This window comes from Streptomyces sp. NPDC127129, from assembly GCF_042671585.1.
Lineage (GTDB): Bacteria > Actinomycetota > Actinomycetes > Streptomycetales > Streptomycetaceae > Streptomyces.
Genome location: NZ_JBHXTV010000020.1, coordinates 121,948 through 146,893, shown reverse-complemented (window position 1 = coordinate 146,893; position 24,946 = coordinate 121,948). Strand labels below are relative to the sequence as shown.

Annotated in this window: 20 protein-coding genes; 13 read left to right on the top strand and 7 right to left on the bottom strand. The window is 72.7% G+C overall.

Translation table 11 applies throughout. The features are described 5' to 3' along the window. Positions 1-112: 112 nt before the first annotated feature. The 3 genes from ACFVGW_RS31615 to ACFVGW_RS31605 form a co-directional block, all read right to left on the bottom strand. The gene (locus ACFVGW_RS31615; RefSeq protein WP_352187807.1) at positions 113-742 is read right to left on the bottom strand and encodes a TetR family transcriptional regulator; all 630 of its coding nucleotides are present in this window, start codon (positions 740-742) and stop codon (positions 113-115) included. After that, positions 739-1,572, bottom strand: coding sequence for a sugar phosphate isomerase/epimerase family protein (locus ACFVGW_RS31610; RefSeq protein ID WP_385854345.1), 834 nt, complete (start codon positions 1,570-1,572; stop codon positions 739-741). Before ACFVGW_RS31610 ends, ACFVGW_RS31615 begins: the two co-directional genes overlap by 4 nt. Positions 1,573-1,735: 163 nt before the next feature. Next, a complete protein-coding gene (locus tag ACFVGW_RS31605; protein WP_385854344.1) occupies positions 1,736-2,668 on the bottom strand; it encodes a Ppx/GppA family phosphatase in 933 nt (310 codons plus the stop codon). Between the two features lie 40 nt (positions 2,669-2,708). Here ACFVGW_RS31605 and ACFVGW_RS31600 point away from each other — a divergent pair, with 40 nt between their 5' ends. After that, positions 2,709-3,557 carry a hypothetical protein gene (locus ACFVGW_RS31600; protein ID WP_385854343.1) on the top strand — a complete coding sequence of 283 codons (849 nt, stop codon included), beginning with the start codon at positions 2,709-2,711 and terminating at the stop codon, positions 3,555-3,557. Between the two features lie 163 nt (positions 3,558-3,720). On the opposite strand, the gene ACFVGW_RS31595 is transcribed toward ACFVGW_RS31600, so the two are convergent. Next, on the bottom strand, positions 3,721-5,442 hold the full coding sequence (locus tag ACFVGW_RS31595; RefSeq protein WP_385854342.1) for a hypothetical protein: 1,722 nt from the start codon (positions 5,440-5,442) through the stop codon (positions 3,721-3,723). Between the two features lie 173 nt (positions 5,443-5,615). Between ACFVGW_RS31595 and radA the strand changes: the two genes are divergently transcribed. Both radA and disA read left to right on the top strand, forming a co-directional pair. Next, positions 5,616-7,019, top strand: a complete 1,404-nt coding sequence (gene radA / locus ACFVGW_RS31590) for a DNA repair protein RadA (RefSeq protein ID WP_385854341.1) — start codon at positions 5,616-5,618, stop codon at positions 7,017-7,019. A 362-nt stretch (positions 7,020-7,381) separates the two neighbouring features. Then, positions 7,382-8,440 (top strand): DNA integrity scanning diadenylate cyclase DisA, encoded by a 1,059-nt coding sequence (gene disA / locus ACFVGW_RS31585; protein ID WP_383179004.1) that lies wholly within the window; start codon positions 7,382-7,384, stop codon positions 8,438-8,440. A gap of 284 nt (positions 8,441-8,724) precedes the next feature. Here the strand turns inward: disA and ACFVGW_RS31580 are convergent, their stop codons facing one another. After that, positions 8,725-9,543, bottom strand: coding sequence for a hypothetical protein (locus ACFVGW_RS31580; protein ID WP_385854340.1), 819 nt, complete (start codon positions 9,541-9,543; stop codon positions 8,725-8,727). A 183-nt stretch (positions 9,544-9,726) separates the two neighbouring features. Between ACFVGW_RS31580 and ACFVGW_RS31575 the strand changes: the two genes are divergently transcribed. The 6 genes from ACFVGW_RS31575 to cseC all read left to right on the top strand — a co-directional run bounded on the left by ACFVGW_RS31575 (position 9,727) and on the right by cseC (position 14,907). Continuing rightward, positions 9,727-10,380 (top strand): phosphatase PAP2 family protein, encoded by a 654-nt coding sequence (locus ACFVGW_RS31575; protein WP_385854339.1) that lies wholly within the window; start codon positions 9,727-9,729, stop codon positions 10,378-10,380. Between the two features lie 33 nt (positions 10,381-10,413). After that, the gene (locus ACFVGW_RS31570) at positions 10,414-11,343 is read left to right on the top strand and encodes an A/G-specific adenine glycosylase (protein WP_383222211.1); all 930 of its coding nucleotides are present in this window, start codon (positions 10,414-10,416) and stop codon (positions 11,341-11,343) included. A 226-nt stretch (positions 11,344-11,569) separates the two neighbouring features. Then, complete coding sequence (locus tag ACFVGW_RS31565; protein ID WP_352187798.1) at positions 11,570-12,133, top strand: SigE family RNA polymerase sigma factor; 564 nt, start codon at positions 11,570-11,572, stop codon at positions 12,131-12,133. After that, positions 12,121-12,828 carry a hypothetical protein gene (locus ACFVGW_RS31560; RefSeq protein WP_383222213.1) on the top strand — a complete coding sequence of 236 codons (708 nt, stop codon included), beginning with the start codon at positions 12,121-12,123 and terminating at the stop codon, positions 12,826-12,828. The genes ACFVGW_RS31565 and ACFVGW_RS31560 overlap by 13 nt, the downstream gene beginning before the upstream one ends. Before the next feature lie 25 nt (positions 12,829-12,853). Further along, a complete protein-coding gene (cseB, locus tag ACFVGW_RS31555; protein ID WP_385854338.1) occupies positions 12,854-13,558 on the top strand; it encodes a two-component system response regulator CseB in 705 nt (234 codons plus the stop codon). Between the two features lie 32 nt (positions 13,559-13,590). Beyond that, positions 13,591-14,907: a two-component system sensor histidine kinase CseC gene (cseC, locus tag ACFVGW_RS31550; protein WP_383222217.1), complete on the top strand. Its 1,317-nt coding sequence runs from the start codon at positions 13,591-13,593 to the stop codon at positions 14,905-14,907. A gap of 157 nt (positions 14,908-15,064) precedes the next feature. Here cseC and ACFVGW_RS31545 read toward each other — a convergent pair whose 3' ends face one another. Then, positions 15,065-16,642: an MDR family MFS transporter gene (locus ACFVGW_RS31545; RefSeq protein ID WP_383222218.1), complete on the bottom strand. Its 1,578-nt coding sequence runs from the start codon at positions 16,640-16,642 to the stop codon at positions 15,065-15,067. 101 nt (positions 16,643-16,743) lie between these two features. Here ACFVGW_RS31545 and ACFVGW_RS31540 point away from each other — a divergent pair, with 101 nt between their 5' ends. Next, positions 16,744-17,301 carry a TetR/AcrR family transcriptional regulator gene (locus ACFVGW_RS31540; RefSeq protein WP_383222220.1) on the top strand — a complete coding sequence of 186 codons (558 nt, stop codon included), beginning with the start codon at positions 16,744-16,746 and terminating at the stop codon, positions 17,299-17,301. Between the two features lie 13 nt (positions 17,302-17,314). Here ACFVGW_RS31540 and ACFVGW_RS31535 read toward each other — a convergent pair whose 3' ends face one another. Then, a complete protein-coding gene (locus ACFVGW_RS31535; protein ID WP_385854337.1) occupies positions 17,315-18,019 on the bottom strand; it encodes a M23 family metallopeptidase in 705 nt (234 codons plus the stop codon). Positions 18,020-18,508: 489 nt separating this feature from the next. Here ACFVGW_RS31535 and ACFVGW_RS31530 point away from each other — a divergent pair, with 489 nt between their 5' ends. The 3 genes from ACFVGW_RS31530 to ACFVGW_RS31520 are packed head-to-tail and all read left to right on the top strand — an operon-like array spanning position 18,509 to position 24,883. After that, positions 18,509-21,619 (top strand): NACHT domain-containing protein, encoded by a 3,111-nt coding sequence (locus ACFVGW_RS31530; protein ID WP_385854336.1) that lies wholly within the window; start codon positions 18,509-18,511, stop codon positions 21,617-21,619. Between the two features lie 28 nt (positions 21,620-21,647). Beyond that, positions 21,648-21,977, top strand: a complete 330-nt coding sequence (locus tag ACFVGW_RS31525) for a trypco2 family protein (protein ID WP_385854335.1) — start codon at positions 21,648-21,650, stop codon at positions 21,975-21,977. After that, complete coding sequence (locus tag ACFVGW_RS31520; protein ID WP_385854334.1) at positions 21,974-24,883, top strand: NACHT domain-containing protein; 2,910 nt, start codon at positions 21,974-21,976, stop codon at positions 24,881-24,883. The genes ACFVGW_RS31525 and ACFVGW_RS31520 overlap by 4 nt, the downstream gene beginning before the upstream one ends. Positions 24,884-24,946 lie beyond the last annotated feature (63 nt).

Sequence of the window (24,946 nt, the reverse complement as noted above, 5' to 3'; positions counted from 1 at the left end):
GACGGTGCGTCCGCATGTCGGACGTACTGTTCAGCCTTCGGTCAGAGCGTGGGGCGGAGCGTGGGGCGGAGCTTCGGTCGATGCGTCGGCCGGGTTTCGGCCAGGGCCCGGGTCACGACGTGGGGGACGGGTCCGTGAGGTAGCGCTGGAGCGTCGGGGCGACGTGGGCCACGATCTCCTCCGGGTCGGCGGAGGCCATCGGCTCGACCTTGATGACGTACCGCAGGATCGCGATCCCGATCATGTGGGAGGCGGCGAGCTCCGCGCGGAACTTCGGATCCGGTACGTCGAGATCCGCGGCGATCCGCTCCAGGAGCCGGCGCAGGACGAAGCCGCGCAGCACCTTGGCCGCCGCCTCGTGCGTCAGGGCGGAGCGGATGATCGCGAGGAGCGGGGCGCGGCTGACCGGGTTCTCCCAGACGCCGATGAAGTAGCGGGCGAGCCGCTCGCCGATGCCGTCGAGGGGGCCGCCGAGGATCGCGGGGAGGACGACGGCGGGCTCGAAGGAGACCTCGATCGCGGCGGCGAAGACCTCGTCCTTCGTACCGAAGTAGTGGTGCACGAGCGCCGGGTCCACGTCGGCCGCCTTGGCGATGCCGCGCACGGAGGTCTTGTCGTAGCCGCGCTCGGCGAACTGCGCGCGGGCGGCTTCCAGGATGCGCTCGCGCGCGCCGGGTCCGCTCTCCTCCTCGGTACGGGAGGGGCGGCCGCGGCGCCGCGGGGCCGGGGCCGGTCCCGTCATGAGCGGGGCACTCGGGAGGACTTGGCGGCGGAGACCAGGTGCAGGCGGGTGAAGGCGAGGGCCTCGGCGAGGTCCGCCTCGCGTTCGGCCGCGGACATCGCCCGCCGGGTGTTGACCTCGATGACCACGTGGCCGTCGAAGCCGCCCAGCGCCAGTCGCTCCAGGACCTCGGCGCAGGGCTGGTTGCCGCGGCCGGGGACCAGGTGCTCGTCCTTGGCCGAGCCCTTGCCGTCGGCGAGGTGGACGTGGCCGAGGCGGTCGCCCATGCGGTCGATCATCGCGAGGGCGTCCGTACGGGCGGTGGCGGTGTGGGAGAGGTCGACCGTGAAGTGGCGGTAGTCGTCCTTGGTGACGTCCCACTCGGGGGCGTACGCGAGCATCTCGCGGTCCTTGTACCGCCAGGGGTACATGTTCTCGACGGCGAACCGGACGTCCGTCTCGTCGGCCATCCGCCAGATGCCGTTGACGAAGTCGCGGGCGTACTGGCGCTGCCAGCGGAACGGCGGGTGGACGACGACCGTGGTGGCGCCGAGCTTCTCCGCGGCCGCCTGGGCGCGCTGGAGCTTGACCCAGGGGTCCGTGGACCAGACGCGCTGCGTGATCAGCAGGCAGGGTGCGTGAACGGCGAGGATCGGGACCTGGTGGTAGTCCGAGAGGCGGCGCAGGGCCTCGATGTCCTGGCTGACCGGATCGGTCCACACCATGATCTCGACACCGTCGTAACCGAGGCGCGCGGCGATCTCGAAGGCCGTCGCCGTCGACTCCGGATAGACCGAGGCCGTCGACAGGGCGACCTTCGCATCCGGGATGCGCACCACTGGTTCTGCCACGAAGGACAGCGTACGGGGCGGGGCGGTGGCCGGGGAGGTGGTTCCCGTCACGCTCGGTCGCGACGGGCGCGCGGGGGCGGCTCGCGAGCCCCCACGCGCGCGTGGAGCCGGGACTCCGGCCGGTACCGCTCCACGCACGCGTGGAGCCGGACTCCGACCGGGGCTACTCCTCCGGCAGGTGGTCCAGACGGCGCAGGATCACGCCCTCGCGCAGCGCCCAGGGGCAGATCTCCAGCTCGTCCACGCCGAAGAGGTCCATCGCTCCCTCCGCCACCAGCGCGCCCGCGAGCAGCTGACGCGCGCGGCCCTCCGACACGCCCGGGAGGCCGGCGCGCTGGGCCGCGCTCATCGCGCCGAGCTTGGGGACCCACTCCTCCAGGGACGCGCGGGTCAGGACGCGCCGCAGATAGAGCCCCCTCTCGGAGCCGGCCGCTCCGGCGATCCGGGCGAGCTGCTTGAAGGTCTTGGACGTGGCCACGACATGGTCGGGCTTGCCGAAGCGGCTGAATTCTCCGACCGTGCGGGCGATCTGGGCGCGCGCGTGGCGGCGCAGCGCCCGTACGTCCTCCGGGGCGGGCGGGTCGCCCGGCAGCCAGCCCGACGTCAGCCGGCCCGCTCCCAGGGGCAGCGAGACCGCCGTGTCCGGCTCCTCGTCGATGCCGTACGCGATCTCCAGCGAGCCGCCGCCGATGTCCAGGAGGAACAGCTTTCCCGCGGACCATCCGTACCAGCGGCGCGCCGCCAGGAACGTGAGCCGGGCCTCCTCGTCGCCGGTGAGGACCTGGAGGTCGATGCCGGTCTCCCGCTTCACGCGGTCGAGGACGGCGTCGGCGTTGGTCGCCTCGCGCACCGCGGAGGTCGCGAACGGCAGCACCTCCTCGCAGCCCTTGTCCTCGGCGGCCTGCAGCGCGCCCCGGACGGTCGCGATGAGCCGCTCGACCCCGTCGGGGGCGATGGCACCCTCGCCGTCGAGGAGCTCCGCCAGGCGCAGCTCGGCCTTGTGGGAGTGGGCGGGCAGCGGGCGGGCGCCGGGGTGGGCGTCCACCACCAGCAGGTGCACTGTGTTCGAACCGACGTCGAGGACTCCGAGTCTCATGGACGGAACGCTACTGCTCCCACCCGCATACGCTTGTCGTGTGCCAAAGACGAAAAAGGCGAAGCCGGGCAAAGACAGCACTGCCAAGGCTCAGAAGACCTCCAAGAAGCAGGGCGCGACCCCCGGGCCGGGCGAATCGGACGAGAAGGGCCTCGACTTTCCGCGCGCCTGGGTCGAGTTTCCCGATCCGGCCGACGACGAGCAGGTCTTCCGCTGTGACCTGACCTGGCTCACCTCCCGCTGGACGTGCATCTTCGGCAGCGGCTGCCAGGGCATCCAGGCCGGCCGCGCCGACGACGGCTGCTGCACGCTCGGCGCGCACTTCTCCGACGAGGACGACGAGAAGCGGGTCGCCTCGTACGTGGACCGGCTCACGCCGGAGCTCTGGCAGTTCCACGACGTCGGCACGGAGTCGGGCTGGACACAGCTCGACGAGGACGGCGACCGGCAGACCCGGCGGTGGGAGGGGTCCTGCATCTTCCAGAACCGCCCGGGGTTCGAGGGCGGCGCCGGCTGCTCGCTGCACATCCTGGCCCTCAAGGAGGGCAAGGAGCCGCTGGAGACCAAGCCGGACGTCTGCTGGCAGCTGCCGGTGCGCCGGACGTACGAGTGGATCGACCGGCCCGACGACTCCCGGATCCTCCAGGTGTCGATCGGCGAGTACGACCGTCGGGGCTGGGGCCCGGGCGGCCACGACCTGCACTGGTGGTGCACGTCGGCGACGTCGGCGCACGGGGCCGGGGAGCCCGTGTACGTGACGTACCGGCCCGAGCTGACCGAGCTGATGGGCAAGGCGGCGTACGACGTGCTCGTGGAGCTGTGCGAGGCGCGGCTGGCGGCCCAGCTGCCGCTGGTGGCTCCTCACCCGGCGGACCCGGCCGAGCGGTAGCCGAGCCGTAGCCGGGCGGTAGCCGGGCGAGCGGTAGCCGGCCGGGCGGTAGCCGGGCGAGCGGTGGCCGGCGGGCGGTAGCCGGCCGGGCGAGCGGTAGCCGGCCGGGCGGTAGCCAGGCGAGCGGTAGCAGGCCGGGCGGTAGCTGTGCCGTCGGGCCCGTCTAGGACGGCGGCGGTGAGTCCGGTCCGCCGGGCGTGCCGGGGTCGGTGGACGAGGGCGGTTCGGTCGTCGGGGTCGGCTCCGTCGTGGGCGGAGGGGTCGTCGGCTCCTCCGTGGTCGGCGGCGGCTCCTCCGTCGTCGGCGGGGGCGTCGTGGGCTCCTCCGTGGTCGGCGGCGGCTCCTCGGTCGTCGGCGGGGGCTCCTCCGTCGTCGGGGGCGGCGGGGTCGTCCTCCCGCGGCCGTCGATCCGTACGACGGCGCCCGACGGGTCGACCCCGACCCGGGCGGACCAGGCGCCCGCGGGCTCGCGCGCGTGGTCGACGGAGATCCGGACCGTCACCGACTCGCCGGGCCGCAGGGTGCCCGAGGCCTGGCTCACGTACAGCCAGGGCGCGTCCGACCAGAGCGCCCAGTCGACGGGCGAGCCGCCGGAGGCGGTGAGGGTGAGCAGCGTCGTGCCGCCGTTCCCCTGGGCCGTGACCGTGATCCGGCCGGGCCCGGCCCGGCCGGGCAGCGACGGTCCCACGGGCCCGCCGGGGCTGATCACCTCGACCGAGACGTCCGGGGACCTGCTGCCCCGGGTGAAGCGCGGATCGGGGGTGGTGCGGGCGTTGCCCGCGTTCTCGTAGTGGTCGTACGGGGTGCCGTCGAGGCCCGTCGGGTCGTCCGCCTCGCTCGCGCTGACCGGCGCGCCGGCGTGACCGTCCTCGCCCACGGCATCGCCTCGGTACGAGGCCCACAGGGCGAGCACCGGGGCCGCGACCACGGCAGCCACGACGGTCGTCGTCACCGCGCGGGCCCGCATGCGGTCACGGCGGGCCGCGTGGTCCTTGGGGTCCAGGGGGAATCCGGCCGGTCCGAAGCGGGGAGCGACGGCACGCGCGCGAGGGGCGTGCAGCATCGCCACGTACGCGGCCGCCCTCGGCGCCCCGACCAGCGGGAGCCGGGCCGGGGTGGGCGACGCCGCACCGGGCCACGGGCCGCCCGCGCCCGCCCGCTCGGCGGCCCGGCGGCAGCGCGGGCAGTCGTCGACATGGCGGACCAGCTCGGCGCGCAGGGTCGCGGAGAGCAGCACCTGGTGGTCGCCGGTGAGCCGGGCCACCGTGGGGCAGTTCCCGGTCTCGACGACCGCGAGCGCGGCGCGGGTGCGCTCGACCTCGCAGGCGGCCGAGGAGAGCAGCTCGCGGGCGGCGAGCGGGTCGAGGGAGAGCACGGCGGCGACCTCACGGTGGCCGAGGCCGTGCCGGACGGCGAGTTCGAGCGCCTCGCGCTGCTCGGGCGTGGTGCCCGCGGCCTCCGGCCAGGCCAGCAGCGCCAGTTCGGCGCGGCGGCGCTCGGCGACCTCCTCGGAGACCCGGGGCGGCGGCGGCTCCTCGACGGCCGGGCGCCCGGTGTGCGCGCCCGGCCTCGTGCGGCGCTGCTCGGCGAGGCTGCGCAGACAGGCCCAGCGCGCGAGCGCGTAGAGCCAGGCCGTGCGACCGCCCTCGTCGGAGGGGCAGCGGCCGCGGTGGCGCTCGGCGACGGCGAGGACGTCACCGAGGACGCCGGTCGCGGCGTCGTGGTCGCAGAGCACGGAGAGGCAGTAGGTGAACAGACCGTCCAGATACGCCTCGTAGCGGGCGGGCGGGTGCTGGCCGAGGGTGCGGGGACCTTCGGCCGCCCGCCGGTGCGCCCGGTGTGCGCCGGTGGTGTGCGTGGGGGGTTCCAGCCTGCTGCTCGTCACTTGGCGACCGTAGGCAAGGCGGGGCGGACTCTTCGTACCGGTTGAACACTTTTAATCCTTACGGGTGAAGGTATCGCTCGAAAGGGGACAGGAGGGGGACATTCCGATGCCGCGGGGCCGGCGGGATTCCGGCCCGGCGTCCGCTGTCAGTGGGGGCCGCTACGGTGTGGCGCATGGCTGCCCGTACGAAATCCGCCAAGGACCGGCCGTCCTACCGCTGCACCGAATGCGGCTGGACGACCGCCAAATGGCTCGGCCGTTGCCCCGAGTGCCAGGCCTGGGGGACGGTCGAGGAGTACGGCGCGCCCGCTGTCCGTACCACCGCCGCCGGCCGCGTCTCCACGGCCGCGCTCCCGATCGGCCAGGTCGACGGCCGGCAGGCCACCGCCCGCTCCACGGGCGTGGACGAGCTGGACCGGGTCCTCGGCGGGGGGCTCGTGCCCGGAGCCGTCGTGCTGCTCGCCGGCGAGCCCGGCGTCGGCAAGTCCACGCTGCTGCTCGACGTCGCCTCGAAGGCCGCGAGCGAGGAGCACCGCACGCTGTACGTCACGGGCGAGGAGTCCGCGAGTCAGGTCCGGCTGCGCGCCGACCGGATCAACGCCCTCAGTGACCATCTGTACCTGGCCGCCGAGACGGATCTGTCCGCCGTCCTCGGCCACCTCGACGCCGTGAAGCCGTCGCTGCTGATCATGGACTCGGTGCAGACGGTCGCCTCGCCCGAGATCGACGGGGCACCGGGCGGCATGGCCCAGGTGCGCGAGGTCGCCGGGGCGCTCATCCGGGCCTCGAAGGAGCGCGGGATGGCCACGCTCCTCGTCGGCCATGTCACCAAGGACGGCAACATCGCCGGACCCCGGCTCCTGGAGCACCTGGTCGACGTCGTCCTGAGCTTCGAGGGCGACCGGCACGCGCGCCTGAGGCTCGTCCGCGGCGTGAAGAACCGGTACGGGGCGACCGACGAGGTCGGCTGCTTCGAGCTGCACGACGAGGGGATCACGGGCCTCGCCGACCCCTCCGGGCTCTTCCTGACCCGGCGCGACGTGGCCGTGCCCGGGACCTGCCTGACGGTCACCCTGGAGGGCCGTCGGCCGCTGGTGGCCGAGGTGCAGGCGCTGACGGTCGACTCCCAGATCCCGTCGCCCCGGCGCACCACCTCGGGCCTGGAGACCTCCCGGGTCTCGATGATGCTGGCCGTCCTGGAGCAGCGCGGCCGGATCAGCGCGCTCGGCAAGCGGGACATCTACTCGGCGACCGTGGGCGGCGTGAAGCTCTCCGAGCCCGCCGCCGACCTGGCGATCGCCCTCGCCCTGGCCTCCGCCGCCAGCGACACCCCGCTCCCGAAGAACCTCGTCGCGATCGGCGAGGTCGGTCTCGCGGGCGAGGTCCGCCGGGTCACGGGCGTGCAGCGCCGCCTGGCCGAGGCGCACCGGCTCGGGTTCACACACGCGCTGGTCCCCGGCGATCCGGGGAAGGTGCCCGCGGGCATGAAGGTCACCGAGGTGGCGGACATGGGGGACGCGCTCAGCGTGCTGCCCCGCACCCGGCGACCTGCCGCCGCCCGCGACGAGCAGGGGTAGCGGGGGCGGAGGCGGGGAGGTCGGAGGCGGGGAGGCGGAGGCGGGAGCACCGTCAACCCAGGGCTCTCGCCAAGGCCGCGGAGGCCGTCGTTCGGGGCTGCGGACGGCTCCGGCCCGAGGCCGCGGAGGCCGCGTTCCGGGGCTGCGGACGCCCTCGCCGCGGGGCTGCGGACGGCTCCGTTCCGGGGGCGTGGACGGCGTCGGGGCGGGGTGGCGCGTGCGGGTCGCCCGGGGCGATGGGCGGTGCGCTCCGGCGTGCGGCGGAGGAGCGCGGGGCGGTGTCGCTAGACTTTGCCCTGGTCTCGCCCATCCGTACGAGCCGGAGGAGAGCAGTGGCAGCCAAGGACGGGAACGAAGCGCTGATGCGCGCGGCCCTCAGCGCGGTCGCTCCCGGCACCGCACTGCGCGACGGCCTCGAGCGCGTTCTGCGGGGCAACACCGGCGGTCTGATCGTGCTCGGCATGGACAAGACGGTGGACTCGATGTGCACCGGCGGCTTCGTGCTGGACGTGGAGTTCACGGCGACCCGGCTGCGTGAGCTGTGCAAGCTCGACGGCGGTCTGGTCCTCGACAAGGACATCTCCAAGATCCACCGGGCCGGTGTCCAGCTCGTGCCGGACGCCTCCATCCACACCGAGGAGACCGGCACCCGTCACCGCACGGCGGACCGGGTCTCCAAGCAGTGCAACTTCCCGGTCGTCTCCGTCTCCCAGTCGATGCGGCTCATCGCCATCTACGTGAACGGCGAGCGTCGCGTCCTGGAGGAGTCGGCCGCGATCCTCTCCCGCGCCAACCAGGCACTCGCGACCCTGGAGCGGTACAAGCTCCGTCTGGACGAGGTCGCCGGCACGCTCTCCGCGCTGGAGATCGAGGACCTCGTGACCGTCCGGGACGTCACGGCCGTCGCCCAGCGCCTGGAGATGGTCCGCCGGATCGCCACCGAGATCGCCGAGTACGTCGTCGAGCTCGGCACCGACGGCCGGCTTCTCTCGCTCCAGCTAGACGAGTTGATCGCGGGCGTGGAGCCCGAGCGTGAGCTCGTCATCCGCGACTACGTGCCGGAGCCCACGGCGAAGCGTTCGCGCACGGTCCCGGAGGCGCTGACCGAGCTCAACGCGCTCACCCACGCGGAGCTCCTCGAACTCCCCATCGTGGCAAGGGCCCTGGGCTACAGCGGCTCCCCCGAGACCCTCGACTCCGCGGTCTCCCCGCGCGGCTACCGGCTCCTGGCCAAGGTCCCGCGCCTGCCCGGCGCGATCATCGAGCGGCTCGTGGAGCACTTCGGCGGCCTGCAGAAGCTGCTCGCCGCCAGCGTCGACGACCTCCAGACCGTCGACGGCGTCGGCGAGGCCCGGGCGCGCAGCGTCCGCGAGGGCCTGTCCCGGCTCGCGGAGTCCTCGATCCTGGAACGGTACGTCTAGGGTCTTCCGTTTGGATCAGGCCGGATCACTGAGCGGGGTCTGGTGCCGTGGATCGCAAGGCGGAGGAGGGAGGCATGGCGGAGCCATGCCGACCGACGACAACGCGGCGAGGCGCGGCACCAGGGCACGCGAGCCCGGCAAGATCCAAACGAGAGGCCCCAGGCGGCGGCAGGCCCAGTCCGGCAGCGGTGAGCGGCAGGGGCCGTACGGAGAATCCCGTACGGCCCCTGCCGCTTGCTGTCGGCCCCGGGCCCGTCGGCCGCGGTCCGTCAGTCCTCGGCCCGTCAGTCCTTGGCCAGCGTGAACGAGGCCGGAGGCACCTTCACACCCGGCAGCGTCGCCTCCACCAGATACGTCCCCGGTCCCACCGGGCCCGCCGGGGCGGTGGCGCACTGCGGGGCGCTCCGGGCGCGGTCCCACTCCACGGTGCGCGTGATCTCCGAACCCGCCGGGACCCGGAGGAACACGGCGCCGGCCGGGCGCGGGCAGTCCTTGGAGGACCAGACGTCGTCGTCCTGATCGTCACTGATCGTCAGGACCGCGTTCCCGGGGCCGAGATCGGCCTTGCAGTCGGCGGCCGAGGTGTTCTTGGCGACCAGGTGGAAGCGCGGTTTCTCGCCCGGCGCGTACGAGACCTGGGCGCTACGGAGGGTCAACTGCAGGGATCCGGCGGCGCAGTTCGGCAGCGGGGAATCGGCCGGAACCTGCTGGCCCGCGCTCGATCCCGCCCCGCCGTCACCGCCTCCGCCGTCGGTGTCGCCGTTCTTGCCACCGTCACCGGTGCCCGCGTCACCGCCCGCGCCGGCGTCGGTGCCGCCGTCACCGCCGTCCCCACCGGAGTTCTCGCCGGAATCGCCCGACTCGTCGCGGCCGCCCGGCTGTTCGCTGATCGCGGGGCCGGAACCGGAGGGTCCGGGGGTGATCGAGGGTGCGGGAGACGAGCCGTTGGCGGAGTCGTCGGGCTTCTTCCCGCCGCCTCCACCGGAGGTGACGGCCCAGATGGCGATCAGCGCCATCAGGGCGATCAGGCACAGCGCGACCGCCCTCCGTCGCCAGTAGATGGAGGAGGGAAGCGGCCCGACCGGATTGCGCAGTGATCCCACGCCACGAACCTTACGAGAGATCGGCCCCAACTCCCGCCCCACCCGCCGCCCCAGGTACCAAGTTTTGCCGATGATCACATCCGGGGCACACGTCCCTCTCCGTAATCCCCCACTTTCGTCGGGGGTGGTGGTGGTCGTTCGCTCCGGGTGCCGGGCATCGGCCGCCGGTTAGCGTCACCGACCATGAACACGCTCTCCGACGATCTCTATCTCGATGTCACGGACTTCGCCCACGCCACCCCGCACTGGTTCCAGCAGTTGGCCGAGGTGTGGACGGAGGCCGGGCTGCTCCTCTTCGGTGTGCTGTTCCTCGCGGGATGGTGGCGGGCGAGATCCGGGACGAGCGGTGCGATGGCCCTCGCGCTGCTCGCGCCGCTCGCGACCGCCTTCGGTTACGTGGTGAGCGAGGCGCTCAAGTCGCTGGTGGACGAGGAGCGTCCGTGCCGGGCGGTCGCCGGCGCACCGGCCTCGCTCGTGCCGTGCCCGCCGACCGGCGACTGGTCCTTCCCCAGCAACCACGCCGCGATCGCGGGCGCGGCGGCGGTGGCCCTCGCGCTGTCCTGGCGCGGGATCGTATGGCTGACCGTCCCGATGGCGCTGCTCATGGCCTTCTCCCGGGTCTTCGTCGGCGTCCACTACCCGCACGACGTGGCCGCCGGGTTGCTGCTCGGCGGTGTGGTGGCGTTCCTGGCGGTGAGGGCGGCGGACCGGCCCGTGCGGTCGGTGGTGGAGGCGGCGCGGTCGAGCCGGAACGGCGCCGTGGTGTGGTGCGCGGGGCGCGGGCCGCGCCCGCGCGCCTCCACGCGCCCCGAGGGCGTGCGCCACGGCGCGTACTGAACGCGCGCCGGACGTGCCAGGATCGGGGGTGCGATGACTTCCACCGATGCCCCCATTCCTGTGTTCGACGCCCCGGCCGTCCCGGCACCCGCCGCCGCACTGCACGGGCCCGTCCTCGCCTGGTTCGACCGGCACGCCCGCGACCTGCCCTGGCGCCGCCCCGAGGCGGGCGCGTGGGGCGTGATGGTCAGCGAGTTCATGCTCCAGCAGACTCCGGTCGTACGGGTCCTGCCGGTGTACGAGCAGTGGCTGGCGCGCTGGCCGCGTCCGGCCGACCTCGCCGCCGACGCGCCCGGCGACGCCGTCCGTGCCTGGGGCCGGCTCGGCTATCCGCGGCGCGCGCTGCGGCTGCACGCCGCGGCCGTCGCCATAACGGAACGGCACGGCGGCGACGTGCCCCGCGAGCACGCGGCGCTGCTGGCGCTGCCCGGGATCGGCGAGTACACGGCGGCGGCGGTGGCCTCGTTCGCGTACGGGCAGCGGTATCCGGTGCTGGACACCAACGTCCGCCGGGTCTTCGCCCGGGCGGCGACGGGCGTGCAGTACCCGCCGAACGCCACGACCGCGGCCGAGCGCAGGCTCGCGCGGGAGCTGTTGCCGCAGGACGAGGGGACGGCGGCGCGCTGGGCGGCGGCCTCGATGGAGCTGGGCGCGCTGGTGTGCACGGCGAAGAACGAGGACTGCGGGCGGTGCCCGATCGCCGACCGGTGCGCGTGGCGGCTGGCCGGGAAGCCGGCACACGACGGCCCGCCGCGCCGCGGCCAGACGTACGCGGGGACGGACCGGCAGGTACGGGGCCGGCTGCTCGCGGTCCTGCGGGACGCGCCCGGCCCGGTGGGGCAGGCCGCCCTGGACGCGGTCTGGGACGACCCGGTCCAGCGCGCCCGTGCGCTGGACGGCCTGGTGGCGGACGGCCTGGTGGAACCCCTGGAGAACGCGGAGTACCGCCTCCCCCAGTCCTGACGGGCGCGACCCCGGGCTCCTCCGGGTCCCCGTACCCGAGGAGCCCGGAGGACGCCGGCCCCGCGCACAGGCAATCCGCCCCTATACCCACTCCAGGCCCCTGTTACACAACCGATGGACAGCCGTGTGTCTGTCGACGGCCTGCTCGCACAGCCTCGTGACAAGCGCTCCGTAGCGTCATCTCCGTCAAGCGAACAAGCAGGTCACGGGGATGGAGGCGGTCGGTATGTCGCACGGCGAGGTGCTCGACTTCGAGGAGTACGTACGGACGCGGCAGGACGCGCTGCTGCGCAGCGCCCGCCGGCTCGTCCCCGACCCGGTCGACGCCCAGGACCTGCTCCAGACCGCTCTCGTCCGTACCTTCGGCCGCTGGGACGGCATCGCCGACAAGTCCCTCGCCGACGCGTACCTCCGCCGCGTGATGATCAACACGCGGACGGAGTGGTGGCGCGCCCGCAAGCTCGACGAGGTGCCCACCGAGCAGCTGCCCGACGCCTCCGTCGACGACGCCACCGAGCAGCACGCCGACCGCGCGCTCCTCATGGACATCCTCAAGGTCCTCGCCCCGAAGCAGCGCAGCGTCGTCGTCCTGCGGCACTGGGAACAGATGAGCACCGAGGAGACCGCGGCCGCGCTCGGCATGTCGACCGGTACGGTGAAGTCCACGCTCCACCGCGCACTGGCCCGACTGCGGCAGGAACTGGAGAGCCGCGGAGTCGAGGACGCCCGCGCTCTGGAGCGGTCGACCGTACGACGTGACGAACGGGGGCAGGACCGGTGCGCGGCCTAGGCGCCAGATACGACGGCGACGACGGGCCCGGCGGCCCGCGCCGTCGGACCCTCAAGGCGGTGAGCATTTCGGCGGTGGCCGTGCTCGCCGCCGTCGGCCTGTTCGTGACCGCCTGCTCCACCGGCGGTACGGGCTCCCGTGACGAAGGCGCGGCCCGCGCCGACGAGGCGGGTTCGGTGGTCCCCGCGCCGTCCCCCTCCGGCTCCGCCTCCGCAGGCCGGATGCCCGCCGAGCGGGTCGACCCGATCGCGCTCATCAAGGGCGACCCGAAGATCGGGGAACGGCTGAAGGCGGACCTCAAGCCCTGCGTCGCGGACGCGTACCCGGTGGACACGTCGTACGGGAACCTGACCGGCGGTGAGAAGCCGGATGTCGTCGTCAACGTGATGACCTGCGGTGACGCCGTCGGCATCGGCACGTACGTGTACCGCGAGGACGGCGACGGCTACAAGAACGTCTTCATGGCCGAGGACGCGGCGGTGTACGCCACCATCGACCGGGGCGATCTGGTCGTGACCAAGCAGGTGTACGCCAAGGGCGACCCGGTCGCGTACCCCTCGGGCGAGGACGTGATCACGTACCGCTGGGCGGGAAGCAAGTTCTCCCAGCACGACTGGGTGCACAACGACTACAGCCGCGCGGTCGGCGACGGCGGCATCGACGGCGCCCCGACGACCGCGCCGAGCGGCAGCTGAACGGAAGGTAAGGGAAGGGCGCGCGATGGCCGAGACCCATGTGCTGTTCGTCGAGGACGACGACGTCATCCGCGAGGCCACCCAGCTCGCACTGGAGCGGGACGGCTTCGTGGTGACCGCCATGCCCGACGGACTGTCGGGGCTGGAGGCGTTCCGGGCGGACCGGCCCGACATCGCCCTGCTCGACGTGATGCTGCCGGGGATGGACGGGGTGAGTCTGTGCCGTCGCATCCGTGACGAGTCGACCGTCCCCGTGATCATGCTCTCCGCGCGCGCCGACTCCATCGACGTCGTCCTGGGCCTGGAGGCCGGGGCCGACGACTATGTGACCAAGCCCTTCGACGGGTCCGTGCTCGTGGCCCGGATCCGGGCCGTGCTGCGCCGCTTCGGCCACGCCGGCGGCCCGGCGCCCGGCGCCCCGGGGGCCGACGGCACGCCCGAGGGCGGGCTGCTGGTCTTCGGCGACCTGGAGGTGGACACCGAGGGCATGGAGGTCCGTAGGGGCGGCGTACCGGTGGGGCTGACCCCGACCGAGATGCGGCTGCTGCTCGAGTTCTCCTCCGCGCCGGGCACGGTCCTGTCCCGCGACAAGCTCCTGGAGCGGGTCTGGGACTACGGCTGGGGTGGCGACACCCGGGTCGTGGACGTCCATGTCCAGCGACTGCGCACGAAGATCGGCCAGGACCGGATCGAGACGGTCCGCGGCTTCGGCTACAAGCTCAAGGGATGACCACGCCTGATGCCTGAGAAGCAGGTCCGCAGGTGAGGCCGCCCGCCCTCCGTACCGGCGTCCGCTGGAAGATCGCCGTCGCCATCGCCGCCGTCGGCGCCCTCATCGCGGTCACGCTGAGCCTGGTCGTGCACAACTCCGCGCGCGTCTCGATGCTCGACAACGCGCGCGAGGTGCAGATGGAGCGGCTGCTGTTCGCCCAGCGGATGTACGAGAGCTCCAAGCCGAAGGAGCCGCGGTTCGGCACGAAGATCAACGACCCGATGCTGCCGCCCCAGCTCGACCAGTTGATGCGGGACAGGCGCCGCGGCACGTACGTACAGGAACACCGTCACGGTGGTCCGCCGGACGTCTGGGCGGCCGTGCCGCTGGCCAACGGCGACGTGCTGTCCCTGCACATCCCGTTCGCCGACCGCAGCGCGACGATCATGAAGGATCTCGACCGGGCGCTGATCATCGGCTCGGTCTCGGTCGTCATGGGCGGCTGCGCGCTCGGCGTGCTCATCGGCGGTCAGCTCTCGCGCCGGCTGCGGAAGGCCGCCGCGGCGGCCGGCCGGGTCGCTCAGGGCAACACGGAGGTACGGGTACGGGACGCCATCGGCGGAGTCGTACGCGACGAGACCGACGATCTGGCCCGCGCGGTGGACGCCCTGACCGACGCCCTCCACGAGCGCATCGAGGCCGAGCGCCGGGTCACCGCCGACATCGCGCACGAGCTGCGCACCCCGGTGACCGGGCTGCTCACGGCGGCGGAGCTGCTGCCGCCCGGGCGCCCCACCGAGCTGGTACGGGACCGGGCACAGGCGATGCGGACGCTGGTCGAGGACGTCCTGGAGGTCGCCCGGCTCGACAGCGCGTCGGAGCGGGCCGAGCTGCAGGAGATCGCGCTCGGGGAGTTCGTGGAGCGGCGGGTGCGGGCGCTCGACCCGGAGGCGGTCGTGCACGTGGTCCACGAGTCCTGGGTGAGCACCGACCCGCGGCGCCTGGAGCGGATCCTCATCAACCTGCTGGCGAACGCGGCCAAGCACGGGAAACCGCGGGTCGAGGTGACGGTCGAGGGCCGGGTGGTTCGCGTACGGGACCACGGTCCCGGTTTCCCCGAGGCGCTGCTCCGCGAGGGCCCGAGCCGGTTCCGTACCGGCGCGAGCGACCGCGCGGGCCAGGGGCACGGGCTCGGTCTGACGATCGCGGCGGGGCAGGCCCGGGTCCTCGGGGCCCGGCTGACCTTCCGCAACGCCGCTCCCGAGGGCACACCGCAGGGGGCGGGCGGCGCGATCGCGGTGCTCTGGCTGCCGGACCACGCACCGACGAACACGGGCAGCTTCCCGATCATCTCTTTCGCGGACTGACCGGACCGGCGGACCGGTCGACCCGGCCGACCCAGCGGACCCGGCCGACCCGGCGGACCCGGCCGACCCGGCGGACCCGGCCGACCCGGCCGACCTGGCGCATGCGAAGGCCCCGGCGCATCACGTGTGCCGGGGCCCTTCGCATGTACGGGAGGGGTCAGACGGTCTCGGCGACCTTCGGTGCCTCGTCCGAGCCCTGCGGGCCCTTCTCCGGTCCGGCGCCGCGCAGCGCGACCTCCTTGACCAGGAAGGCGAGGAGGAAGCCGAGGACCGCGACCGCCGCGCCGACCAGGAACGCGGAGTGGGTGCCGGCGGCCACCGCGTGCTGGTACGCCTCGCGCAGCGCGGCCGGCAGCTTGGCCAGCGAGGCCGCGTCGAGCTGGGCGGAGTGCTGTGTCAGCCCCGAGCCGCCACGCTCCGCCATCTCGTCCTGGACGCGGCTCGTGAAGAGCGCGCCCATGATCGCGACGCCGAACGAGGAGCCGAGGGTACGGAAGAGGGTCGTCGAGCTGGAGGCGACGCCCATGTCCTTCATCTCGACGCTGTTCTGGGCGACGAGCATCGTGATCTGCATCAGGAAGCCCATGCCGGCTCCGAGGAGCGCCATCCAGACGCCGGAGACCAGTCGCGAGGTGCCGGTGTCCATCGTGGAGAGCGCGAAGAGCCCGACCACCATCAGGGCGCCGCCCGCGATGGGGAAGATCTTGTACTTGCCGGTGCTGGTGGTGAAGCGGCCGACGAGCAGCGAGACGACCATCATCGACAGGAGCATCGGCAGGAGCAGCAGCCCGGAGTTGGTGGCCGAGGCGCCCTGCACGGACTGCTGGAAGATCGGCAGGTAGAGGACCGCGCCGAACATCACGAAGCCGGTGATGAAGCCGATCAGGGACATCACGGTGAAGTTGCGGCTGCGGAAGATGTGCAGCGGCATGATCGGGTCGCTCGCCCGCGTCTCGACGTACAGGAAGGCGGCGAGCGCGACGGCTCCGCCGACCGCGAGGCCGACGATGGTGGCCGAGCCCCAGGCGTACTCCGTGCCGCCCCAGGTCGTGACGAGGACGATCGCGGTGATGCCGACGGTCAGCAGTCCGGCACCGAGGAAGTCGATCCGGGTTCCGGTGGCGCGCTGCTTCTTCGGCAGGTGCAGGACGGTGGTGACCATGGCGAGGGCGACGGCGCCGAGCGGCAGGTTGATGTAGAAGGACCAGCGCCAGCCCCAGTGGTCGGTGATGGTGCCGCCGACGAGCGGGCCGCCGATCATGGCGAGGGCCATCACGCCTGCCATCATGCCCTGGTACTTGCCGCGCTCCCGGGGCGGGATGAGGTCGCCGATGATCGCCATGACGCCGACCATCAGACCGCCGGCGCCGAGGCCCTGGATCGTGCGGAAGCCGATGAGCTGGCCCATGTCCTGGGCCATGCCGCTGAGCGCCGAACCGATCAGGAAGATCACGATCGAGGTGAGGAAGATGCCCTTGCGGCCGAACATGTCGCCGAGCTTGCCCCAGATCGGCGTGGAGGCGGCGGTGGCCAGGGTGTAGGCGGTGACGACCCAGGAGAGGTGCTCCAGGCCGCCGAGCTCGCCGACGATCGTGGGCATGGCGGTGCCGATGATCATGTTGTCCAGCATCGCGAGCAGCATCGCGATCATGAGCGCGAGGAGTACGACGCGGACGCTGCGCGGCGGCGCCTCCGTCGCCTCGCTCGGAGTGGTGGTGGTCGACTGCGCAGCCATGTCATTCCCTTACTTGCCGCCCGGCTAGTTACTACACTGGGGACGGTAGACGTGTAACTTGCCGGTCGTCAAGTAAGTTTTGTGGAAAGTGGAGAGCAGCCATGGCCCGAGGCAACACCCGCCAGCGCATCCAGGACGTGGCCCTGGAACTCTTCGCCGCACAGGGCTACGAGAAGACCTCGCTGCGCGAGATCGCCGAGCACCTCGATGTCACCAAGGCCGCGCTGTACTACCACTTCAAGACCAAGGAAGACATCATCATCGGGATCTTCCAGGACCTCACCCGGCCCATGGACGAGCTGATCGCCTGGGCGAGGGAGCAGCCGCGCACCCTGGAGGTCAAGGAGGAGATCATCCGCCGCTACCAGCAGTCCCTGGTCGGCGCGGCCCCGCTGTTCCGCTTCATGCAGGAGAACCAGGCGGCCGTGCGTGAGCTGAGCATCGGCATGACCTTCAAGGAGCGGCTGCTGGAGCTGAGCGGTCTGATCCAGGAGCCGGACTTCGCCGTGATCGACCGCGTGCGCTGCGTGAGCGCGATCTTCGCCCTGCACTCGGGCATGTTCTTCATGGACAACGTCGAGGGCGACCCCGAGGAGAAGCGCGAAGCCGTCCTCGAGGTCGCCCTCGATCTGATCACCCAGGCGCACAGCGCGCGGTGAGGCGTTCTTCAGGTCAGATGGTGACGCCCATCGAGCGCAGGAACGCGGCCGGGTTGAGGGCGGAACCGTAGTTCGGGGTCGTACGGATCTCGAAGTGCAGGTGGGGGCCGGAGGAGTTGCCGGTGTTGCCCGAGAGGGCGATCTTCTGACCGGCGCCGACCTTCTGGCCGATGTGCACGTTGATCTTCGACAGGTGGGCGTACTGCGAGTACTTGCCGTTGGCGTGCTTGACGACGATGGCGTTGCCGTACGCGGGGCCGTCGCCGCCGCCGTTCGGGCCGGCCTTCACGACGGTGCCGGCGCCGGCGGCCTTGACCGGGGTGCCGGTCGGGACGGCGAAGTCCTGGCCGGAGTGCTTGTGGGCCCACATGGCGCCGCCCTGGTTGAAGCTGGCGCTCAGGGTGTAGCCGCCGACCGGCTTGACCCAGGAGGGGGCCTTCTTGGCGGCGACCGGGGCGGCCTTCACGGCCTTGGCGACAGCAGCCTTCTTGGCGGCGGCCTGCTTGGCGACGGCGGCCTTCACGGCGGCCTGGGCCTGGGCATCGGCCTGCGCGGCGACGGCAGCGGACGCACCGGTCGCGGCAGTCGCGATGGTGGCGGCCTTGCCCTCGGCGGCGAAGGCGGACCCTGCTCCGGCCACCAGCGACACTCCCAGACCCGCGGTGGCGAGAGCGACGGCGGTGGTACGGACGGCGGGGTTCATAACGCGCTTCGACATACGGGGGAAAACCTCCGGAAAGAGCGGGACCCGACGCGATCGCTGCGCCGGGCGGGCTGTTGCTCATCCTTGGTAACCCGGACCCCCATCCGGCGTAAACCACCCCATCTACGACATTGCGTCGTAGCGACGGGCGGGGAAGTTCAGCTCTTGACGACCGGGATCTCCACCTTCGAAATCGGACATACCGGCACCAATGAACTGGTTTATCCGCACGTCGGACCCGCCCGAAACGGACCTACAGGCCACTTCCCGTACGGTTCGGCCCCTCTCGGGACCAAAGTCCCACCACTGGCGCCCTGAACGTCCCGAATGAACACCAATCGGTGTCACTATCCCGGTTAGTACCCCTCAAAAGGCCTGTGCGCCTTGTCACGGCGCACCGGCCCCCAATGCGACCTGGGTCACGCAACCAGGGCCGTCGGAACCCCGTCCGCGACTACGGTGTGCAGGAGTTGGACTTGTTCGGGCGACGTTCGGGGGACGTACGTGGAACCAGCGCTCATCGGCACCCGGCTCGCATCGGCGGCGATCGGCCCGCTCCTGCGAAAACTCCTGGTCAAGGACGGTCCGGGGGCCGGTCTCACCGGCACCCGCAAGCCGATCAGGCTCTCCCGGCTCGTCTCCTTCCGCGGCGAACGGCGGACGCTGGACGAGCGGGACGTCCGGAAACTGGCCGCGACCCTCGTCGAGCGCGCCGCCACCGGCCCCGGAGAGCCTCCGTTCCCCGCCGACGAGACCGAGGCGCTCACCGACACCCTGGCCGCGACGCTCCTCGCCCTCGGCGACCTGGACATGGACGACGTCCAGGCGGTGAGCCTCGGCGCTCCGGCCCTCGCCCGCGCCCTGCGCGCGGCGGCCCCGGCCCCGGACGGCCTGTCGACGGACTCCGTCCTCTTCCTCGGCTCGCTCACCGAGTGGGCCTGCCTGCACATCCTGGAGTTCTTCACCCAGCGGTCCACGTTCGTGGCCCGGTCCCTCGTGGAGCAGACCCGCGGCCAGGCGGAGCTGACGGCCAAGGTCGACGAGGTGATCCGCCGTACGCCACGGGTGGACGCGCGGGACGCGGAGTTCGAGCGCCGCTACCGGGCGTACGTGGCGAAGAAGCACGGCAGCCTCACCATCTACGGGGTCGACCTGCGGGACGCGCCGGAGAGGTGGCCCCTGGACGTGGCGTACCTGTCGCTGGAGGCGACGGGGGCGGAGCTGAGCCTGTCGTCGGCGACAGACGACGGGCTCAGCCCCTGGTCCCGCCTCCTGGGACACGGCGCCGCCGATGAAGCCGAGCGCCGCCTTCGCCTGGCAGCCCTGTCCGGGCTGGAGTTCCGGGATACGGGCAACGACATGCAGACCGTCACGGTCACGTCCGAACAGCGCGACGCCATCATCGCGGCGACCGACCGTCTGATCCACTCCATGCGCCTCGGCGGCCCCGCCGACCAGGCCCTCGCCCGGCACGACAAGATGCTGCTGCGCGGCACAGCCGGCTCCGGCAAGACCACCCTCGTCCAGTGGCTGGCGGTCTCCGCGGCACGCGATGAGCAGGCCGCCGACATGGCGTACCTCCGCGACCGCATCCCCTTCGTCCTGCCCCTCCGCACCCTCACCCGCCACGGCGAGCGGCTCCCCACCCCCGACCGCTTCCTGGCCTCCGTCGACTGCCCCCTCTCCCCGCCCGACGGCTGGGCGGACCGGGTCCTCGCCTCCGGGCGCGGCCTGGTCCTCGTCGACGGCATCGACGAGATCCCCGAGGCGGAGCGGGAGCGGGCCCGCCGCTGGCTCCGCGACCTGCTCGACTCCTACGACGGCAACCGCTGGCTGGTGACCTCCCGCCCCACCGCCGTACGCGACGACTGGCTGGCCGGCGAGGGCTTCGCCGAGCTGACCCTCGCCCCCATGTCGACCGCCGAGGTCACCACCTTCGTGCGCCGCTGGCACCAGGCGGCGGGGCCTGACGCGGCGCCATACGAACGGCCCCTCCTCGACGCTCTGCGGTCCACCTCCGAGGTCGCCCAGCTCGCCACCAACCCCCTGATGTGCGGCCTGATCTGCGCCCTGCACCGCAGCCGCCGGGGTTTCCTGCCGCGCGGCCGGAAGGCGCTCTACGACGCGGCCCTCTCGATGCTCCTCAGCCGCCGGGACCGCGAGCGGGACATGGGCACGCCGTACGGGATCGAGCTGGGCGAGGCCCCGCAGGTCCAGCTGATCCAGCGGATCGCGTACTGGCTGACCCTCAACGGCCGCACGACGATCGACCGTTCACACGCGGAGTCGGTCGTACGGGAGGCGGTGCCGGCCATCACCGAGGCGGCCGGGTACCACCCGGACGCGGTCTTCACGCACCTCCTCCACCGCAGCGGCCTCCTGCGCGAACCCACCGCCGACACCGTCGACTTCGTGCACCGCACCTTCCAGGACTACCTCGCGGCGAAGGCCCTGGTGGACCGCTGGGACATCGGCGTCCTGACCCGGCACGCGGCGGACGACCAGTGGGAGGACGTCATCCGCATGGCCGTCGGCCACGCCCGCCCGCGCGAATGCGCGGAGATCTTCGAGGAGTTGCTGCGCGCGGTCGACGCGGCGCCCGGCCGCCGTACCCGGCTGCGGATCCTCGTCGTGGCGGCGACCGCCCTCGACCACGCGACAGAGGTGGCACCGGAGATCCGGGACCGGGTCCTGCGCCGGACAGCGGCGGTCATCCCGCCGTCCGGCCCGGAGGAGGCACGGGAACTGGCGTCGGCGGGGCGGGCGGTCCTCGACCTGCTCCCGGGGCCGGAGGGGCTCGACGACGAAGCGGCGCGGGCGGTGGTGATCACGGCGACGCACATCACGGACGACGCGGCGCTGCCGTATCTGGCCAAGTTCACCCGCCACAGGAGCCTGCAGGTCCGTTCCCAACTCATGTGGGGATGGACCCGTTTCGGCTCCTCCGCCTACGCCGACGAGATCATCGCCCGGCTGGACTCGTCGGACCTCAACTTCACGGTCATGACCGACGAGAACGCCGCCGACATCGTGCGGCTCGGACTGCGTCCGGACGGCCTTGAACTGCGCGGCAGGCTCACCCCGCACGGGGTGGACCTGCTGAGCGACGTGCTCGGCAGCGCGAAACGCCTGGGTGTGCACGGTTCACTGGCCCAGCTGCTGGCGACCTTTCCCGTCGGCGACGAGCTGGAGCAGCTCACTCTGGAAGTGCGCCCCCGCGGAGGATTCGGCGTTCTCCGCCCGCTGACCGGCCTCAGAGGCCTCAATATCCTCGCTCCACTGGGGATGATCACTGAGGACTGGCGGGCGCTCGCAGAGCTCGACACGCTCGCTCGACTCTCAGCCCCGGGCACAGCCGTGCGGGGCATCCCGGACTCACTACGGCTCCCGATCGAGGCGCTTTACGTGGATTGCGAAGGCGCCTCCATGCCTCTCGACGTGATCGCTCGCGCCTTCCCGAACCTGGAACAGCTGGTCCTCTGGGACCTGGACCCCCGCCCGGTCCATGACCTCGCTCCGCTGGCGCCACTGAAACGGCTCTTCCGCATCATGGCCGACGGCGGTCGGTTCACCGGCGCCGAACACCTTCCGCCCACCGCCGAACTCCATACCTGACCCACCCTCCCCCGGTACGTTCACGATCATGACCGACATAGAGCTCGCCGACGCCATCGAATCCGTACGCGATCAGCTCGTCGACGCCGCCACTCGCGCCACCGGGAAGGCCGTCGCCTTCGAAGTGGGGGACATCGAGATGGAGTTCACGATCGAGCTGCGCAAGGAGGTGAAGGGCGGGGCCAAGGTCAAGGCGTGGGTCGTCGAGGCCGGGGCCGACGCCTCGCGGACCCGCGGCGACACCCACCGTGTCTGCTTCACCCTCAAACCCCGCAACGCCGCGACGGACGGCCCCTGGCGCGTCGGCAACGACGACGCCGGCGACACCTCCGACTTCGGTGGCGGGCCGGGGCGTTGACGGCCCCCGGACCGCGGCCCTCCGTACGGCTCCCCGTCGCCGTCCACTCCGAGGAGCACGGACGGCAGGGCAGCGGCGTCCTGCTCACCGCGGACACCGTCCTCACCTGCGCCCATGTACTGCGGGCCGCGTACACCGCCTGGGTGTCCGTGCCCGGGCGCGCCGAGCGCGTTCTCTGCCAGGTGATCTGGTCGGACCAGCGGCTCGACGCCGCGCTGCTCCACGCCCCGGGGGGCCTGGTCCTCCCGCCCGGCGACCCGTACCGGGCGAGGATCAGCCTGCTCGCGGGCGACCGGCCGCTGCCCGGCTGCGAGATCCTCGGCTACCCGCGCGTCCAGCGGTACGAGCAGGGCCGGAAGCTGGAGAGCGACCAGTACCGGGGCACGCTCCTCCCCCTGGCCGGGCTCGTCCGCCGGACGATGGTCCTCGAACTCGACGTGCCTCCGGCGACGGAGCCCGCCGACGGGAGTTCGCCGCTCGCCGGGCTGTCCGGCGGACCCGTCGTCGCGGGCGACGGGCTGCTCGGCATCGTCAGGGAGGTCCCGCGGGGCCGCGGCCACCGGCGGGTCGAGTGCGTGCCCCTGAGCGCCGTCGCCGCCCGGGCCGACTTCCTCCTCGCCTTCACGCAGGCCACGGGCCGGGGTGTGCCCTCGATCACCACCCTCACCCGGCACAGCTCGGTCGACTCCCCCTACGAGCAGGAGTACGGCGAGGCCGTCGGCGCCGCCTACCGCCGGACCAAGGTCTTCGGGCTCGACGAGCTCGACCGCCGTTCCTCCACCTGGGACCTCGACACCGCCTACCTGACCCTGGAGGCGGCGGCGAAGGGGCCCGGCCCGGCTCCCGTACCGCAGCGCGTCGACGACCTGCTCGCCACCCGCCCCCGTGTCCTGCTCCGCGGGGACGCGGGGGCGGGCAAGACCACGCTCCTGTGGTGGCTCGCCGCCCACGCCGCGGCGGGCACGCTGGGCGCCGGTCTCGCCGAGCTGAACGGGCTCGTACCGTTCGTGGTCCCCCTCCGCACCCTCCGCTCCCACGGCTCCGCCTTCCCCACTCCCTCCGAGCTGCCCCGTGTCGCCGGGCTGATGGTCGACCCGGCGCCCGACGGCTGGGCGGGCCGCGTCCTGGCCGCCGGGCGGGCGCTCCTGCTCGTGGACGGTCTGGACGAGGTGCCCACGGAGGACCGCGAGGCCGCCCACGCCTGGCTCTCCGGCCTCCTGGCGCGCTATCCGCGCACCCGATGCGTGGCGACCGTCCGGCCGCTCGCCGTGGGGCCGGGCTGGCTGGACGCCGAAGGCTTCGAGGAGCTGACCCTGCTGCCGATGCGGGACCGGGACATCCAGGAGTTCGTGGCCGCGTGGCACGACGCGGCGCGCCTCGACGGCGACGCCGCGTACCTGACGGCGCTCGAACGGGATCTGGTCGCGCAGTTCCGCCACAGTCCCGTCCTCGCCGACCTGGCCCGCACGCCCCTGCTGTGCGCCGTCGTCTGCGCCCTCCACCGGTTACGGGACGGGTTCCTGCCCGAGACGCGCTGGGCGCTCTACGACTCGGCCCTGCGGATGCTGCTGGGCACCCGGGACGCCCGGCGCCGGGTCGACGCCCCCGACGGCATCCGGATGTCGGTCGAGGAGCACCAGGAACTCCTCCAGCGGCTCGCCGCCCGGCTGGTCCGGGCCGGGCAGACGGAGTTCACGCGGGACCAGGCGCTGCACCAGCTGGACCGCGCCCTGCCGGGGATGCCACGGGTGAGGGACCAGGGGACCGCCGAGGAGGTCCTCACCCACCTTCTCAACCGCAGCGGTCTGCTCCAGGAGCGGACGGACGGCGTCTACCAGTTCACCCACCGCACCTTCCAGGACTTCCTGGCGGCGAAGGAGTTCGTCGAGGACGATCTGGTCGCCGAGCTGCTGCGGCACGCCCACGACCAGCAGTGGCACGACGTCCTGCTCCTCGCCGCCGGGCACTGCACCCGTCGTGACCTGCCCGTCCTCGTGGAAGGCCTGCTGGCGGCGGGCGCGGCCGCCGACAAGCCGAACATCAGGACGGGTCTGTTCGTCCTGGCGGCCCTCTGCTCCCGGCACGCGACCTGGCTGACCGGGGCGGTGTACGGCGGGGTCGAGGCGGCGATCGCCTCCGTCGTGCCGCCCGTCACCCCGGTCCAGGCGGATCACCTCAAGCGTCTGGGCGGTTACGTCCTGCCGTTCCTGCCGGCGCCGGAGAAGCTGCCCTCGGAGAGCGTGAACCTGGTGCTCGAAGTGGTCGCCTCGATCGGCGGGCCCGCGGCACTCCCCTACGCGGAATCCATGGCCCGGGCCGGGCACGCCAGGAGGCTGGTGCAGGACTGGCGGCGCTATCCCACGGAGGCGTTCGCGCGCGGCGTCCTCTCCCGGGTGCCCCACGCACAGCTCTCCGTCCACGACCGGGACCAGCTGCGGCACCTGCGGCACATGCCCCACATGCGTTTCTTCGTCATCGGTGACCACGGAGCCTCCGAGCTGGCCGAGAACCTCGGACCGTGCCGGATCACGGAGCTGGCGCTCGCCGGGAACAGCCTGCTGAGCGACCTCGCGGTGCTGCGGGAGCTGGACACCCGCGTTCTCGGGCGCCTGGGGCTCCAGTCGTGCGGAAACCTGACCGACCTGAGCGCCCTCGCCTCCCTGCCCGCCCTGACCCACCTCGATCTGACCCTCATGCCGGCGGACAGGCCGGTCCTGGAGACCGTGGCCCGGATACCCGGGCTGCGCGAGCTGTCCGTCGAACACCCCCGCCTCCAGGACGGCCGCCTCGATCTCACCCCGTTGCACGGCGTCCCCGGGCTGCGGATCAGGGTCATGGACGTCCGCGCGATCGTCGGCGGCGCCGCCTTCGGTGACCGTCTCCTCGAGGACGACAACGTGGGCTGACGCGCTCCCGCCCGCCGAAAAGGGGCTGCCCCCGGACCCGTGCGGGTCCGGGGGCAGCCCCTT